We start from the raw sequence: 14,475 nt of genomic DNA, 5'->3' as shown, positions 1-14,475 counted from the left end.
CCACGCGCGGTTCTGCTTCCGACGCGCGAAACTGCCGACCCACGCGCGTCGCCTATCCTGTCCCGGTGACGACGACCACGCCGCCGCCGCAGCGCTCCCGGACCCTGACCGGCCCCGGCCTCGTGCTGCTCGCCGTCGTCGTCCTGCTCGGGATCCGGATCGCCGCGCCGAGCGTCGGCACCGCGGGGCTGCCGGACGTCGTGCAGGACTTCCTGACGCTCGCGATCAGCGTCGTGGTCGAGTCGCTGCCGTTCGTGGTGCTCGGCATCGTGCTGTCGATCGTCGTCGAGGTCTGGGTGCCGGCCGGCGCCCTCGAGAAGGTCCTGCCACAGAACCCCTTCGGGCGCCGCGCCGTGATCTCGCTCATCGGCATGCTCTTCCCGGTGTGCGAGTGCGGGAACGTGCCGCTCGCCCGCGGCCTCATGCTGCGCGGGTTCACCCCGGCCGAGGCCGTCACGTTCCTCGTCGCCGCACCGATCCTCAACCCGCTCGTCATCATCAGCACGGCGCAGGCGTTCGGGTGGTCCGGGTGGATCCTGCCGGTGCGGATCGTCGGGGGCTTCGTCGTCGCGAACCTGGTCGGCTGGATCGTCGCCGCGCACCGCCGCCCGGCCGACCTGCTGCTCCCAGCGTTCGAGGCCCGCTGCCGTGCCACGGTCGGGGCGCCCTGGGCGCGCAACCGCTGGCGGGAGAGCGCCGCGCAGTTCGGCGGCGAGACCGCCACGATGATGCCGGCGCTCTTCGTCGGCGCGGGGCTCGCGGCCGCGATCCAGGTGGCCGTGCCGCGGTCCACCCTGGTCGCGATCGGGGCGAACCCGGTGCTGTCCGTCGCGGCGATGATGCTGCTCGCGATGACGGTCTCGCTCTGCTCGAACGTCGACGCGTTCTTCGCGCTGTCGTTCGCGTCGACGTTCCTGCCCGGGTCGATCACGGCCTTCCTCATCATCGGGCCGATCATCGACGTGAAGATGATCGCGCTCCTCCGCACGACGTTCCGGGTCCGCTTCCTGGTGCTGCTCGCCGTCGTGTGCGTCCTGTTCGCCGGAACCGTCGGGTTGGTGATGAATGTCCTCGTCTGACACCGGGCGCCGAGCGCACGCGTACCTGGGCCTCGGGTCCGTGCTGGCGGTCGCCGTCTGCACGCTGTGGCTCGCCCTGGTCGGGCACCTCGACCTGTACATCAACCCGCGCTACGCGGTCTTCACGATCGTGCTCGCCGCGGTCGCCGTGCCCGCGGCGGTCGCCGGCCTCGTCGTCACGGCCCGCGGCGACGGGCACACGCACGGCGACGACGACCACGCCGACGGCGACGACGACCACCACGACCACGAGCACGGTGGTCGGCGCGGAGGCCGCGGCCGCGCGGTCCGCATCGTGCTCGGGACGGCCGCGGCGGTCGTCACGATCGGGGTCACCGTGTCGATGCTGGTCCTGCCCCCGACGACGCTGTCCGCCCGCACCGCGCAGCAGCGGAGCGTGGACTCGGCGACCCTGTCGAACGCGACCGGGTCCGAGGCCGCGGTCTCGCTCCTCGGCAGCGAGGGCGTCGACACCTCGGCGTACGGCGTCAAGGACTGGGCGGCGCTCATCCGGCAGACCACTGACACCACGGCCCTCGTCGGCAAGCAGGTCCGGTTGACCGGGTTCGTGGTGCCCGGCGACGGCGGCTCCTTCACGCTCACGCGCTTCGTCATCAGCTGCTGCGCCGTGGACGCGCAACCGGTCGGCCTCGGGGTGGTCCCCGCCGAGGCCGGCGGCGGGACCGCACCCGAGCAGGGGCAGTGGGTGCGGGTGACCGGGGCGCTCGCGGCGAACCCGGACCAGTCCGCCGACGCCCGCATCGTCATCCGCGCCGCGGACGTCACGGCGATCGCGCAGCCGGAGGACCCGTATGAGTACTGAGCGGCGCGACCGCCGCCCGGTCGCGCACCGGTTCCACCGGCGGTACACGGCGGTGGTGCTCGTCCTCGCCGTCGTCGCCGCGCTCGCCGCCGTCGTCGGGGCGCAGCAGGGCCCACGGCTGCGCGACGTGTCCTACGACGCCTCCGGCCTGGTGTCCCGACCGGCGCAGCGCGTGATCCTGACGGCGAACCAGGCGCTCGAGCGGGTGAGCGCCGACGACGTCCGGGTGCGTCCGTCGGCGGCGCACACCGTGACCTCGAGCGGCAACACGATCGCCGTCGAGTTCACCGGACCGCTGGCCTACGACCGGGACTACACGGTGACGGTGGCCGGGGTGCGGGCGCCGGGGCAGCGTGCCACGGCGGACCTGACCGCGTCGATCCGGACCGGCAGCACCGACGTGCTCGCCCTGGTGCCCGGAGGTGACGGCACCCCGGACCGCATCGTCCGGCGGTCGCTCGACGCCGGTGGCGTGACCACCGTGCACCAGGCGGCGGACATCACCGAGTACGCACGGCTCGGCCGCTCGCTGGTGGTCGTCAGCGGGAGCGACGCGAGTTCCTCCGTCGACGTCGTCCCGCTGCGCGGCGGGGTGCAGGACGCGTCGTCGGAGATCGAGCACATCACCCTGCCGACCGCCCGGGGCCGGGTCACCGCGCTGCACGTCGCCGACGACGGGGCCTCGTTCGGGTTCGAGTACGCGGACACCTCGACGGGGCAGTCGCGCAACACCGGGCTCTACGTCGTCGACATGACCGGCACGCACATGCCGACGGCGATCGCCGAGGACGGCAAGCCGACGACCGGCGCAGTGCCGATGACCGTGGGGCAGTGGGCCTACGTGCCGCGCACCGAGAGCGCGCTCGTCCGGACCGGTTCCGACGACCTCGTGCTCGTCGACATGAGCGGGCGTGCCGACCCGGTGCGGCTCGGCAGCGCCACCTACCTGCACGGGTTCGTCGGCACCGGCACCACGGCCGTGGTCGAGACCGGCACCGGCATCGTCCGGCTCGACCTGACCGACGGGGCGGAGTCGGCGCTGCAGGCGCCGGCCGCGAGCACCGACGCGCCCTACCTCGGACGGATCGCCCAACTGACGGACGACACGTACCTGCGCGTGCTGGGGGACGTGCGGTCGGACGGGACCATCTCGCCACGGATCGTGCGCGTGGACGGGACACGGGCCTCCCGGCTGGCCGTCACCCTGCCCGAGGACGCGAGCGTCACGGCGGTCTGCCCGTCGCCGAACGGACAGTTCGTCGCGGTCGCGACGAAGTCGGCGAGCGACGAGCTGGTGAGCATCGTCGACGCGACCTCCGGTGCGCTCGAGGCGAGCATCGACGCCGCATCGGTGGACTGGTGCGGCGCGCTGCCGTCCGGTGACGAGATCAGCTGACGGTCCGACGCGGAGACGACGGACAGGAGGCCCGGTACCAGCTGGTACCGGGCCTCCTGTCCGTCAGGTGGTACCGACTAGGCCAGCGTGGCCGCGTCGATGACGAAGCGGTAGCGGACGTCCGAGCTGAGGACGCGCTCGTAGGCCTCGTTGATCTGGTCGGCGCTGATGAGCTCGGTCTCCGGCAGGATGTCGTGCTCGGCGCAGAAGTCGAGCATCTGCTGGGTCTCGCGGATGCCGCCGATCGCCGAACCGGCCCAGCTGAGCCGACGCGGGATGAGGGCGAACGCCGGGACCTCGAGCGGCTCGGACGGGGCGCCGACGTTGACGAGCGTGCCGTCGACCTTGAGCAGGCCGAGGTACGCGCCCATCGGGATCTTCGCCGAGACGGTGTTGATGATGAGCTCGAACGAGTTCGCGAGCTTCTCGAACGTCTCCGGGTCCTTCGTCGCGTAGTGGGCCTTCGCGCCGTAGCGGAGCGAGTCCTCCTGCTTCGAGGTGGTCTGCGACAGGACGGTGACCTCGGCGCCGAGCGCGACGGCGATCTTGACGGCCATGTGGCCGAGGCCGCCCATGCCGACGACGGCGACCTTCGTCCCGGGGCCGGCCTTCCAGTGGTGCAGCGGCGAGTAGGTGGTGATGCCGGCGCAGAGCAGCGGCGCGACCTTCTCGATGTCGAGCGACTCTGGGACGCGGAGGACGAAGTCCTGGTCCACGACGATCGCCTGCGAGTAGCCGCCCTGGGTGATCGAGCCGTCGGCGGGGTCGACGCTCGTGTAGGTGCCGATGTTGCCCTTGAGGCAGTACTGCTCCTGGCCGGCGAGGCACTGCTCGCACTCGCCGCAGGAGTTCACCATGCAGCCGACGCCGACACGGTCGCCGACCTTGTGCTTCGTGACGGCGTCGCCGACGGCCGAGACGTGGCCGACGATCTCGTGGCCGACGACCTGCGGGTACTGGATCTCGCCCCACTCGCCGCGGACGGTGTGGATGTCCGAGTGGCAGATGCCGGCGTAGGCGATGTCGATCTCGACGTCGTTCGGTCCGACGTCACGACGGGTGATGGTGGTCTTGACGAGCGGCTCGGTGGCGGACGGTGCCGCGTACGCGTTGACGGTGCGCATGGGTCTCCTCGTGGGGGAAGGGGGAGCGGACCGGGTGCGGCCCGTCTCCAGTCTGGTGGAGCGCGCCATCCGGAGGGAGGCCCAGGTGGGGCACCCCTCGTGCCGCGGTCGGGCGCGTCGGTGACCGGCGTCAGGCCAGCCGGGCCAGCCGCTGACCGGCGATCCGGGGTCAGGCCAGCCGGGCCAGCCGCTGACCGGCGGCCGGGGTCAGGCCAGTCGGGCCAGCCGCTGACCGGCGATCCGGGCGAAGCGCAGCGGGTCGGCGAGGGCGTCGTCCGGCTCGCCGGTGGTCTGCGTCGCCAGCACGGTGAGCGAGGCCGCGGCGTCGAAGTCGTCGAGCGGGGCGTCGATGTCCCCGGCGACGAGCAGCACCCGGGCCTCCGGCGCGTGGGTGGTCGCGAGCGCGCGCACCACGCTCGGCACCTTGCCGGCGGCGGACTGTGCGTCGTACCGGCCCTCGCCCGTGACCACCACGTCCGCGCCGTCGAGGAGCGCCGGCAGCCCGAGCACCTCGGCGATGCCCTCGGCCCCGGACGACGGCGTCGCACCCCAGGCGAGCAGCGCGAAGCCGACACCGCCGGCCGCGCCCGCTCCGGGGGTCGTCGGGTCGACGTCGGGGAAGCACCGTGCCCAGTCGGCCAACCGGGTCGCGAACACGGGGACCCGGTCGGGCGTGATGCCCTTCTGCGGGCCGAACACCGCCGCCGCGCCGTCCGGTCCGAGCAGGGGCGACGTGACGTCGGTGAGCACGACGGCACCGCCCTCCGGGAGACGGTGCAGGTGGGTCGTGTCGACGGCGGTGACGTCGTCGAGGAGCTCCGCACCCTGTCGCAGCCGCCGCGGCGAACCGACCGCGGGCTCGCGGTGGACGATCGCCCCGAGCGCGACCAGCGCGTCGGCGCCGCCGTCCGTCGAGGCGCTGCCGCCGATGCCGAGCACCAGGCCGGTCGCCCCGGCGTCGAGCGCGGCGGCGATGGCCTCGCCGAAGCCCCGGCTCGTCGCGGTGTCCGGCAGCGGTTCCGTCAACAGGGGCAGGCCGCTCGTCGCCGCGAGTTCGACGACCGCGCGGCCGTCGGGCAGCCGCAGCCAGGTCGTGTCGACGGGGGTGCCCGCCGGACCGGTGACCGTGACGGGCACCCGGACCGCTCCGGGGAACGCGGTGGCGAAGGCGTCGAGCGTGCCCTCGCCGCCGTCGGCCATCGGCGCGAGCACGAGGTCGTCCTCCGGGCGCTCGGTCCGCCACCCGTCGGCGACCGCCGCTGCGACGGACGCCGCGGACGCGGTGCCCTTGAACGAGTCCGGAGCCACGATGATGCGCACGACCTCCACCGTAGCGGCGGTCGGCGTGCTGCCGGGCGTCAGCTGACGGGCAGCGCGAACCGCGGGTGCGTCGCCCCACCGGTCGCGAGGTCGGCGAGCACCTCGCCGAGCAGCGGCGCGAACTTGAAGCCGTGCCCGGACGACCCGGTCGCCACCGTGACCGGCCCCCGCCGGTCGATGACGAAGTCCTCGTCGGGGGAGTTGTCGTACAGGCAGCTGATGAAGGTCGGCTTCGTCGCGTCGACGCCCGGGACGAACCGTGCGACGTACGCCTGCAGTCGCTCCGCCTCCGCCGCGACCGGGGTGGTGTCCCGGTGGTCGGGGTCGACGACGGGGCCGGTGCCGTGGAAACCGACCTTGACGCCCTCGCCCGGGGTGAGCAGCCCGTACACGTCGTCGCCGTCGGCCCAGTGCACGAAGCTCGGCCACGCCGCGTCCGGCAGGTGGCTGGGGAAGTGCGCCGGCTGCTCCTGGGTGACGCGGATGGCCGGGAGGCCCGCCCCGCGAGCCGCGAGCAGGTCGCCCACCAGCGCGGGGGCCCACGAGCCCACCGCGGCCACCAGGGACCGGGTGCGGTGGGCGGAGCCGTCGGACAGCGTCACCGAGACGGTGTCACCGTGGTCCTCGACGTCGGTGACCCGTGTCCCGAAGCGCAGCTCGGCGAGGCCGGTCCGCTCGGCCAGGGTGAGCAGGGCCTCGATCGCCGCGGCCGACCGGATCCGACCGGCGGTGGCGTGGGCGAGCACGTGCCCCTCGAACGCGATGCCCGGCCAGCGCGCCGCCGCGGCCTCGGGGGAGAGCCGCTCGTGCGGGATGCCCGCGTCCGCCAGCGCCGCGGCGATGGCGTCGACGACCTCGGGGCGGCCGTGGTCGACCGCGCCCGTGCGCACGACGAGCTCCTGTCCCGCGGCGGCCTCGAGCGCCTCCCACCGCTCCAGGGCCCGTGTGGTCAGCGCGACGTACTCGGCGTCCGCGTAGCCCTGTCGGAAGATCCGGGTCGCCCCGTGCGAGGACCCGTGCTCGTGACCACGTCCGTGCTGCTCGAGCAGGAGCACCCGCTCGCCCCGGGCGGTCAGGGCGTACGCGGTCGCGGCGCCGAGCACGCCACCGCCGACGACCACGTGGCCGCCGTCGCCGTGGGTTCCGTCTTCGTGGGGCATGCACCGAGCGTAGTTGCCGGTCCCGCCGACGTCAGTGGTCGAGGGCGGCGAGCGCGACGCGCGCGGACTCGGCCACGAGTGCGTCGTCGTACGGCTCGTCCGGGTCGTTCCGGGTGGTCAGCACCGCGATGACGACCGGGTCGCCGTCGGGCCGGGTCACCCGGGCGACGTCGTTCCGGATCGGACCGGCGCCACCGGACTTGTCGGCGACGACCCTGCCGTCCGGGGCACCGGCACGGACGAGCGCGTCACCCGTGGCGTTCCCGCTCATCCAGTCGGTGAGCAGGGCCGTGTCCGCCCGGCCGAGGGTGCGACCGTCGAGCACCCGAGCCAGGACCGCCGCGAACGCCGCCGGGGTCGTCGTGTCCTCGGTGCTGCCGGGCTCGATCGTGTTGAGGTCGGGTTCGCCGTGCACCACCTCGGTCGTCGTGTCGCCGAGGTCGGCGAGTGCGGCGTCCAGGGCAGCCGGGCCGCCGATGCGGTCGAGCAGCACGTTCAGCGCGGTGTTGTCGCTCATCCGGACGGCTGCCTCGGCGACCTCGTCCGACGGTAGCCCGTCGGCCACGTGCTGCTCGGTCACCGGGGAGTACCCGGCAGCGGCGACGTCCGCCGCGGTCCAGTGCACGACCGCGGAGCGCTCGGCGACGGGGACCGACCGCAGGAACGCCGCTGCCGCCAGGACCTTGATCGTCGACGCGTAGCCGAACCGCCGGTCCGCCCGGTACGACACGGTCGCACCCGTGCCGGTGTCGGTCGCGACGACGCCGACCGTGGCGTCGTACCGCTGCTCGAGGGCGGCGAGCGCCCGGTCCACCCGGTCCTGGTCGACGGGTGCGGCGCTCGCCGTGGGCACGGACGTGGTCGGCTGGGAGGTGGTCGGGGTCGCGGGACCGCTCGCGGCCGGGGTGCCGCCGCCCGTGCACCCGGTCAGGGCGAGGGCGGCGATCGTCCCGACGAGCACGCGGGGCAGGTGGAGGCGCATGTCCGCACCCTGGCGCACGCACCTGCGCAGCAGGTCGGAGGTCACCGCTCGGAGGTCACCGCTCGGAGGTCACCGCTCGGAGCGCAGCATCCCCTCGGCGGCCCGGCGCGCCGCGGCGGCCCAGGGGCGGGACGGATCGGCCTGTGCGCTCGCCATGGCCCCGTCGTAGAGCAGGCAGAGCTGCAGGGCCGTCGTCGCGGGGTCGTCGTGCCCGGCGTCGGTCAGCAGTGTGGTGAAGAGGTCGCGCACCCAGTCGCGGTGCTCGAGCGTCACCGCGTGCGTCGGGCGGTCGGTGCCGTACTCCGCCTCGACGTTGATGAACGGGCAACCGCGGTAGCCGGGCTCGTCGAACCACTCGCCGAGCAGGTCGAACACGGCGAGGACCCGCTCCGCCGCGGTCGCGCCGCGCCGCGGGAGTTCCTCGGCCACGTGCGCCTGCCACGAGGCGCTGCGGCCGCGCAGGTACCCGAGCACCAGGTCGTCCTTCGTGCGGAAGTGCGTGTACAGGCTCGCCTTCGAGATGTTCGCCGCGGCGGCGACCTGGTCGACCCCCACGGCCTGGATGCCCTGCTCGTAGAAGAGCCGGTCCGCGGTGGCGACGGCACGTTCGTACGCGGGACGTCGTCGGGTGCGCGGTGCCGTCGAGTCGGTCATGGTTTGACTTTACTGCACCGATCTGTACAGTTTCCAGCACCACGTAACCGAACCGATCTGTTCAGACAGGACCGCTCATGACCACCACAGCTCTCGTCACCGGCGCCACCAGCGGCATCGGCCGCGCCACCGCCGACCTCCTCGCCGCCCAGGGGGTGCACGTCGTCGTCTCCGGACGCAGCGCCGAACGGGGCGACGAGGTCGTCCGCTCGATCCGTGCCGCCGGCGGGCAGGCCGACTTCGTCCAGGCCGACCTGCGCGACGCCGCCGGCGCGCAGGCCCTCGCCGCCGCGGCCCTCGAGATCGGCGGTGGCACGATCGACGTCCTCGTGAACAGCGCCGGGATCTTCCCCTTCGGACCGACCGCCGAGACGACGCCGGAGGGGTTCGACGAGGTCTACGCGACCAACGTCAAGGCGCCGTACTTCCTCGTCGCCGCGCTCGCCCCGGGCATGGCCGAGCGCGGCACGGGTGCGATCGTGAACGTCACCACGATGGTCGCCGAGTTCGGCGCCGCCGGCATGGGCCTCTACGGTTCGACGAAGGCCGCACTCGTGCTGCTGACGAAGTCGTGGGCCGCCGAGTTCGGGCCCGCCGGCGTGCGGGTCAACGCCGTGAGCCCCGGCCCGACCCGGACCGAGGGCACCGCAGCCATGGGTGAAGCCCTCGACCAGCTCGCCGCGGCCGGCCCCGCCGGACGCCCCGGCACCGCCGACGAGGTCGCCCAGGCCGTCGTGTTCCTGACCACCGACGCGGCGTCGTTCGTGCACGGCGCGGTCCTGCCGGTCGACGGCGGGCGGATCGCGGTCTGAGCGCACGGGTCCCGAGGGCCCGGTCGGACCCTCGGGACCCGTGCCACGGTCGCGGTCAGCCCTGTCCGAGGTTCGTGACGAGGTTGATCGCGACCGCGATGAGGACGGTGCCGAAGAAGTACGACAGGAGCGCGTGCGGGAGCACCTTGCGGCGGACCGCGGTGGCCGTCGCCTCGATCTCGGGTCCCGTGTACGACATGCCGACCGTGAAGGCGAAGTACGCGAAGTCGCTGTACGTCGGAGGTGCCTCCTGTCGGACGTCGAACCCGTCGTGGTCGTGGTCCAGGTAGTACATGCGGGCGTACTTCAGGGCGTAGACCGTGTTCACGAGTGCCCACGCCACCATCGTGCCGAGGACACCGAGCACCACCAGGGCGACCGACTCCGGCTGGCCGCTCTGGTCGCGGGACCGCAGGAGCGCGATGACGACGGCGACGATGCTCACGAGGCAGGCGATGACGATGGCGTCGTCGGTGACCCGCGACGAGGACTCCTCCTCTGCCAGTCGTCGCGTGCCGGCGGCGTCCTGCCGCCAGCACTGCGCCCAGACCCCCACGAGGGCGGTGGTGCCGGCCGCGCACCACGCCACGAGTGGCGTGAGCGCGGGCGACGCGGTGACACCCACGAGGACGCCGGCCACCACGCCGACCGCGACGCACGCGCCTGCGCGCCGGGCGGAGAGGATCCGATCGGACACGACAGGCCTCAGGGGTGCAGGACGACCTTCGTCCAGCCTGCTTCGCGGCTGTCGAAGTGCTCGTACGCGTCGGGTGCCTCGTCGAGGGAGAGCTCGTGGCTCACGATCCACGACGGCGTGGCCTTCCCCGCCGCGATGAGGTCGCGGAGGGGCCGGTTGTACCGCTTGACCGGGCACTGCCCCGTGCCCATCGTCTGACCGCGGAACCAGAACTGCCCGAAGTCGAACGCGACCCGGCCGGACTTCGCCAGCTCGTCCGGCCCGCCCGGGTCCTGTGGCACGAACACCCCGACCACCCCGATGCGGCCCGTGAAGCGCACGGACTGCACGAGGCGGTTCAGGGTCGCGTCCGGGTGTTCCGTCCCGTCCGGATCGTGCGCCTGGTAGCCCACGCACTCGCACCCGTTGTCGGCTCCGAGGCCCATCGTCAGCTCGTTCACGGCCTCCACCGGGTCGACCGCGGAGTCGTCGATCGGCACCGCACCGATCTCCTCGATCTTCCGCAGTCGGTCCGGGTGGCGGTCGACGACCATCACCTTGCTCGCTCCCTTGAGGATGGCGGAGTAGGCGGCCATGCAGCCCACCGGCCCCGCGCCGTAGATGACCGTCTGGTCGCCCGGACGCACACCGGCCATCTCGGTCGCGTGGTACCCGGTCGGGAAGATGTCGGAGAGCATCACGTAGTCGGTCTGCTTCTCCTCCGCGTCCTCACCGAGCCGCAGGCAGTTGAAGTCGCCCCAGGGGACCCGGAGCAGCTCGGCCTGGCCACCCGCCCACGGGCCCATGTCGGCGAAGCCGTACGCGGCACCGGCCCACGCGGGCTCGGGCTGCGCGGTGAGACAGTAGTTGGTCAGCCCCCGCTCGCAGTTCTTGCAGTGCCCGCAGGCGACGTTGAACGGGATGACGACGTAGTCGCCGATCCTCACCTTGTCGACCGCGTCACCGACCTCGACGACCTGCCCCATGTTCTCGTGACCGAACCAGCGTCCGGTCTCGAAGTCGGTCCTGCCCTCGTACATGTGCAGGTCGGAGCCGCAGATGTTCGTGGTCGTGATCCTGACCAGGACATCGGTGGGGCGTTCGATCCGGGCGTCAGGGACGTCCCGGACCTCCACGGTCCGTGGACCGTCGTACACGACTGCCTTCATGGTGCTTCCTCACTCTCAGTGTCACTGCTTCGAGGAGTCCGGGCTCATGCGCCGGGCTGGAAGACGGCGCGGACGCAGCCGTCTTCCTTGTTCTTGAACATCTCGTAGCCCTTCGGACCGTCGTCGAGCGTCAAGAGGTGCGTCGCGAGGTGTTCGGTCTCGATGTCCCCGGCCGCGATGCGCTCGAGGATCGTCGGGATGTAGCGGTGTCCGTGCTGCTGGGCGCCGCGGACGGTCAGGCCCTTGTTCATGACCGCTCCGAACGGGAACTTGTCCACCAGGCCCCCGAAGACACCGAGCGCGAACAGGCTGCCGCCCTTGCGGCAGGCGTAGATCGCCTCACGCAGGGCCGTGGGTCGGTCGGACTCGAGACGGAGCTGCTGCTTGACCTGGTCGTACAGGGCCAGCGGTCCGGTCCCGTGCGCCTCCATGCCGACGGCTTCGATGCACACGTCGGGGCCGCGGCCCCCCGTGCGCTCCCGCAGGTCCACGAGGACCTCGCCCTCCGAGGAGTCGAGCGTCTCCGCGCCGATGTACCGACGGACCTGCTCGAGACGTTCGGGCAGGCTGTCGATCACGACGACCTGCTCGGCGCCCAGCAGCATCGCGGCCCGCGCAGCCATCTGCCCGACCCCGCCCGCTCCCCACACCGCGACCGTGTCACCCGGCGTGATGCCGGCGAGGTCCGCTCCCGTCCAGCCGGTCGGAGCGGCATCGGACGCGAACAGCGCTGCCGTGTCCGACACACCGTCCGGGACGCTGAACGCTCCCTGGTCGGCGTAGGGCACGCGGATGTACTCGGCGTGGCTGCCGGCGTACCCGCCCAGTGCGTGGCTGTACGCGAAGCACCCGCCGATCGACGAGCCCCAGAGCGTCTCCGTGATCGCCGGGTTCGGGTTGCCGTTGTCGCAGAGCGAGAACAGCTCGTGCTCGCAGTACCAGCACTGCCCGCACGCGATGAACGAGCAGACCACCACCCGGTCGCCCACGCGGTGCTTCCGCACAGCGGAACCGACCTCGACGACCTCGCCCATGAACTCGTGCCCGAGGACGTCCCCCGACCGCATGGTCGGGATGTAGCCGCCGAGCAGGTGCAGGTCCGAGCCGCACGTGGTGCTCAGTCGCACCTTGACGATCACGTCCCGGTCGTTGAGGATGCGTGGGTCGTCGACCGTCTCGACGCCGACCTCGTTCACGCCCTCCCAGCACAACGCCTTCACAGCAACCCCTCCTCTGGCCCTCGGTCGGTCGCCCACTCGACGGCCGCTCCGAACGGTGTGCGCTTCCGTTCCCCGTGGGGCACCGGGTCGACGCGCAGGACCTCGCCGACCTCGACGAGTTGCTTCGCCTCGCGGAGCGCTCGCCGCAGCCGTCGCACGCGTTCGGTCGCAGCCGCCCGCCCGCGGGTCGTCCCGTCGGAGCCGCGGGGGTCGCGGAAGCGCGCTCGGACCTCGGTCCCCTTGTCACCGGGTGCGGCACGCAGCTCGATCTCGACGTCCGGTCCCGCAGAGCGGAGCGGCGCGGGGACCTCGCCGTCCGGCCAGACCTCGTGGCGTGCACGGTTGACCGTGACCGCGTACCACCGGGACTCGGACCCGTGCCCCGACGGTCCACCCGCTCGGGACGCCGACCGGAACCGGTGCCGCTCGACGAGGACCGCCGCTCCGCTCGCGACGGCCAGCGCCACGGCTCCGGCCGATGCCGCCCTCACCGGGGGCCTCCGGTCGCGTTCTGCCCGGCCGCGGCACTGCCGGGTCCGTGGTGGTCGTCGACGGGCGGTCGCAGCCGCCCGTCTTTCCTCGGCCGGCGGGTCGGGCCGCTCGGCGTTCCCGAGGTCATCGTGTTCCCGACGACGAATACATGGTTCATCGTGGTCTCCTGAGTCGCTTCGATGCGGAACTACTGGATGACGGGGCGGGGCGAGGAGTGTCAGATCGGCACTCGATCGAGCCTCTCCTCCGCCGTCACAGTGTGCGCCGCGCTCGGCCGATGCTGCAAGACCCCTCAGGCAGAACGGCCGTTTCCGCTCCGGGTGCCGTCAGACCTGTTCGGCGCGGTGGTCGTACGCCAGCGGCAGCAGGTCGCGTGCGGCGACGCTCACCAGCCCGTCCGGCCCGGGCAGGACCACGCGGATGTCCGGGTGGAGGTCGACGAGGACCTGGCGATCGCGACCGCAGGGGCTCGTCACACCCCGACCGTGGTTGCCGACCGCGACGATCGCGGTGAGCTCGGTCGCGCCACCGGCCCGTGCGGCACCGATGGCGACGAGCTCGGCGCAGGGACCCCCGGTGAAGTGGTGCACGTTCACGCCGGCGAAGACCCGCCCGTCGGCGCTGCGCACGGCCGCGCCCATGGTGTGCACGCCGTCCTCGTCGGGGCCGGCGTCCGTCGTGGCGTCGATGGTCGAGCGGGCGACCTCGATGAGCGCGTGGTCGTCGTCGGTCAGCGTGGTCGCAGAGGCGGGGAAATCGGTCGACATGGTCCGACCGTACTGCGCCGAGGGGACGGCAGCGCCCGGCCCGGCGGCCGTCACCGAGCCGGCACCGAGCCGTCACCAGCAGGACCAGGACCGCGGACACGTTCGTCACGGGTCCCTGGTACCGGTCGCCGCCGACCGTGGTCGTCGAGGAGCCCGCCACCGCCAGATGGTGCTGCAGCTGCCATCGCCCGTCGGGGAGGGTCGGGGGCAGCCGCACCACGGTGACGGTGGGTTCGCACGCATGACCCCTCGACGCGTCGTGCTCGTGACACTGGGTGCACTGGTCATCGTCGTCGGCTTCGTCGTGATGGCCCACTCGGGCGGCAGGCTCGACCGTCTGGCGGCGTTCCTCGTCGTCTTCATCGGGTTCGCTCTCGTCGTGTCCACCACGGCGCGACCGAGCCGAGCGGCGCTCGCCCGCTACTGGAGCACGTACGAGAAGAAGTGAGCCACGACGAACGGCACCCCTGCGGGACCGGTGAGCGATCGGTCACCGAGACAGCCGGAGCGCCGGCGGAGCGGCGACGAGGAGCGCTCCCGTCGAAGGCGATCGACGCGGTCCGGCCGCACTGCGCCGAGGGGACCGGCAGCACGACCCGGCAACGCAGAAGGGCCGCCCACCGGGCGGCCCTTCGATCCAGAGCGAGTGACGGGAATCGAACCCGCGCTACCAGCTTGGGAAGCTGGAGTTCTACCATTGAACTACACTCGCGCACCCCGCCGAGCGGGACGTGGCAAGCCTAGCGGATTCTCCGCTGGAAGCCAGCCGAGCGCGCACCGTGCGCCGTCCTGCCGAGGCGA

15 protein-coding genes and 1 tRNA gene are annotated in these 14,475 nt (G+C 72.8%); 5 read left to right on the top strand and 11 right to left on the bottom strand.

Going from position 1 to position 14,475, the window contains the following annotated elements; translation table 11 throughout:
* Positions 1-65: 65 nt before the first annotated feature.
* The 3 genes from BIU94_RS00480 to BIU94_RS00470 are packed head-to-tail and all read left to right on the top strand — an operon-like array spanning position 66 to position 3,298.
* Positions 66-1,079 carry a permease gene (locus BIU94_RS00480; RefSeq protein WP_071253110.1) on the top strand — a complete coding sequence of 338 codons (1,014 nt, stop codon included), beginning with the start codon at positions 66-68 and terminating at the stop codon, positions 1,077-1,079.
* Entirely contained in the window at positions 1,066-1,902 is an 837-nt protein-coding gene (locus BIU94_RS00475) for a TIGR03943 family protein (protein WP_083404481.1), read from the top strand. Before BIU94_RS00480 ends, BIU94_RS00475 begins: the two co-directional genes overlap by 14 nt.
* Positions 1,892-3,298, top strand: coding sequence for a hypothetical protein (locus tag BIU94_RS00470; protein ID WP_139196208.1), 1,407 nt, complete (start codon positions 1,892-1,894; stop codon positions 3,296-3,298). The genes BIU94_RS00475 and BIU94_RS00470 overlap by 11 nt, the downstream gene beginning before the upstream one ends.
* A 77-nt stretch (positions 3,299-3,375) precedes the next feature.
* Here the strand turns inward: BIU94_RS00470 and BIU94_RS00465 are convergent, their stop codons facing one another.
* The 5 genes from BIU94_RS00465 to BIU94_RS00445 all read right to left on the bottom strand — a co-directional run bounded on the left by BIU94_RS00465 (position 3,376) and on the right by BIU94_RS00445 (position 8,538).
* Entirely contained in the window at positions 3,376-4,422 is a 1,047-nt protein-coding gene (locus tag BIU94_RS00465) for an NAD(P)-dependent alcohol dehydrogenase (RefSeq protein ID WP_071253106.1), read from the bottom strand.
* 207 nt (positions 4,423-4,629) lie between these two features.
* Positions 4,630-5,742, bottom strand: a complete 1,113-nt coding sequence (locus BIU94_RS00460) for a glycerate kinase (protein ID WP_071253205.1) — start codon at positions 5,740-5,742, stop codon at positions 4,630-4,632.
* Positions 5,743-5,780: 38 nt separating this feature from the next.
* Positions 5,781-6,902 (bottom strand): FAD-dependent oxidoreductase, encoded by a 1,122-nt coding sequence (locus BIU94_RS00455; protein ID WP_071253104.1) that lies wholly within the window; start codon positions 6,900-6,902, stop codon positions 5,781-5,783.
* 31 nt (positions 6,903-6,933) lie between these two features.
* The gene (gene bla, locus BIU94_RS00450) at positions 6,934-7,884 is read right to left on the bottom strand and encodes a class A beta-lactamase (protein ID WP_071253203.1); all 951 of its coding nucleotides are present in this window, start codon (positions 7,882-7,884) and stop codon (positions 6,934-6,936) included.
* Between the two features lie 69 nt (positions 7,885-7,953).
* Positions 7,954-8,538, bottom strand: a complete 585-nt coding sequence (locus tag BIU94_RS00445; RefSeq protein WP_071253102.1) for a TetR/AcrR family transcriptional regulator — start codon at positions 8,536-8,538, stop codon at positions 7,954-7,956.
* 77 nt (positions 8,539-8,615) lie between these two features.
* Between BIU94_RS00445 and BIU94_RS00440 the strand changes: the two genes are divergently transcribed.
* Positions 8,616-9,350 (top strand): SDR family NAD(P)-dependent oxidoreductase, encoded by a 735-nt coding sequence (locus BIU94_RS00440; RefSeq protein ID WP_071253100.1) that lies wholly within the window; start codon positions 8,616-8,618, stop codon positions 9,348-9,350.
* 55 nt (positions 9,351-9,405) lie between these two features.
* Here the strand turns inward: BIU94_RS00440 and BIU94_RS00435 are convergent, their stop codons facing one another.
* The 5 genes from BIU94_RS00435 to BIU94_RS00415 form a co-directional block, all read right to left on the bottom strand.
* A complete protein-coding gene (locus tag BIU94_RS00435) occupies positions 9,406-10,047 on the bottom strand; it encodes a DUF1345 domain-containing protein (protein WP_071253098.1) in 642 nt (213 codons plus the stop codon).
* A gap of 8 nt (positions 10,048-10,055) precedes the next feature.
* Positions 10,056-11,195, bottom strand: coding sequence for a glutathione-independent formaldehyde dehydrogenase (locus BIU94_RS00430; RefSeq protein ID WP_071253095.1), 1,140 nt, complete (start codon positions 11,193-11,195; stop codon positions 10,056-10,058).
* 44 nt (positions 11,196-11,239) lie between these two features.
* Positions 11,240-12,415 carry a zinc-dependent alcohol dehydrogenase gene (locus BIU94_RS00425; protein WP_071253093.1) on the bottom strand — a complete coding sequence of 392 codons (1,176 nt, stop codon included), beginning with the start codon at positions 12,413-12,415 and terminating at the stop codon, positions 11,240-11,242.
* Complete coding sequence (locus BIU94_RS00420; RefSeq protein WP_139195830.1) at positions 12,412-12,906, bottom strand: hypothetical protein; 495 nt, start codon at positions 12,904-12,906, stop codon at positions 12,412-12,414. Before BIU94_RS00420 ends, BIU94_RS00425 begins: the two co-directional genes overlap by 4 nt.
* Positions 12,907-13,233: 327 nt before the next feature.
* Positions 13,234-13,674 (bottom strand): cytidine deaminase, encoded by a 441-nt coding sequence (locus tag BIU94_RS00415; protein ID WP_071253201.1) that lies wholly within the window; start codon positions 13,672-13,674, stop codon positions 13,234-13,236.
* Between the two features lie 241 nt (positions 13,675-13,915).
* Here BIU94_RS00415 and BIU94_RS00410 point away from each other — a divergent pair, with 241 nt between their 5' ends.
* Positions 13,916-14,122, top strand: coding sequence for a hypothetical protein (locus BIU94_RS00410; RefSeq protein ID WP_139195831.1), 207 nt, complete (start codon positions 13,916-13,918; stop codon positions 14,120-14,122).
* A gap of 193 nt (positions 14,123-14,315) precedes the next feature.
* Here the strand turns inward: BIU94_RS00410 and BIU94_RS00405 are convergent.
* Positions 14,316-14,386, bottom strand: a tRNA-Gly gene (locus BIU94_RS00405).
* Positions 14,387-14,475 lie beyond the last annotated feature (89 nt).

Origin of the sequence: Curtobacterium sp. MMLR14_006 (assembly GCF_001864985.1) — a bacterium.
Lineage (GTDB): Bacteria > Actinomycetota > Actinomycetes > Actinomycetales > Microbacteriaceae > Curtobacterium.
This window is presented reverse-complemented; position numbering and strand designations above follow the sequence as displayed.

Excerpts from the sequence above, each read along its gene's own strand:
- BIU94_RS00455 (WP_071253104.1), bottom strand. The coding sequence starts at position 6,902 with ATGCCCCACGAAGACGGAACCCACGGCGACGGCGGCCACGTGGTCGTC.
- BIU94_RS00410 (WP_139195831.1), top strand. The coding sequence starts at position 13,916 with ATGACCCCTCGACGCGTCGTGCTCGTGACACTGGGTGCACTGGTCATC.
- BIU94_RS00430 (WP_071253095.1), bottom strand. The coding sequence starts at position 11,195 with ATGAAGGCAGTCGTGTACGACGGTCCACGGACCGTGGAGGTCCGGGAC.
- BIU94_RS00475 (WP_083404481.1), top strand. The coding sequence starts at position 1,066 with ATGTCCTCGTCTGACACCGGGCGCCGAGCGCACGCGTACCTGGGCCTC.
- BIU94_RS00445 (WP_071253102.1), bottom strand. The coding sequence starts at position 8,538 with ATGACCGACTCGACGGCACCGCGCACCCGACGACGTCCCGCGTACGAA.
- BIU94_RS00470 (WP_139196208.1), top strand. The coding sequence starts at position 1,892 with ATGAGTACTGAGCGGCGCGACCGCCGCCCGGTCGCGCACCGGTTCCAC.
- BIU94_RS00465 (WP_071253106.1), bottom strand. The coding sequence starts at position 4,422 with ATGCGCACCGTCAACGCGTACGCGGCACCGTCCGCCACCGAGCCGCTC.
- bla (WP_071253203.1), bottom strand. The coding sequence starts at position 7,884 with ATGCGCCTCCACCTGCCCCGCGTGCTCGTCGGGACGATCGCCGCCCTC.
- BIU94_RS00415 (WP_071253201.1), bottom strand. The coding sequence starts at position 13,674 with ATGTCGACCGATTTCCCCGCCTCTGCGACCACGCTGACCGACGACGAC.
- BIU94_RS00440 (WP_071253100.1), top strand. The coding sequence starts at position 8,616 with ATGACCACCACAGCTCTCGTCACCGGCGCCACCAGCGGCATCGGCCGC.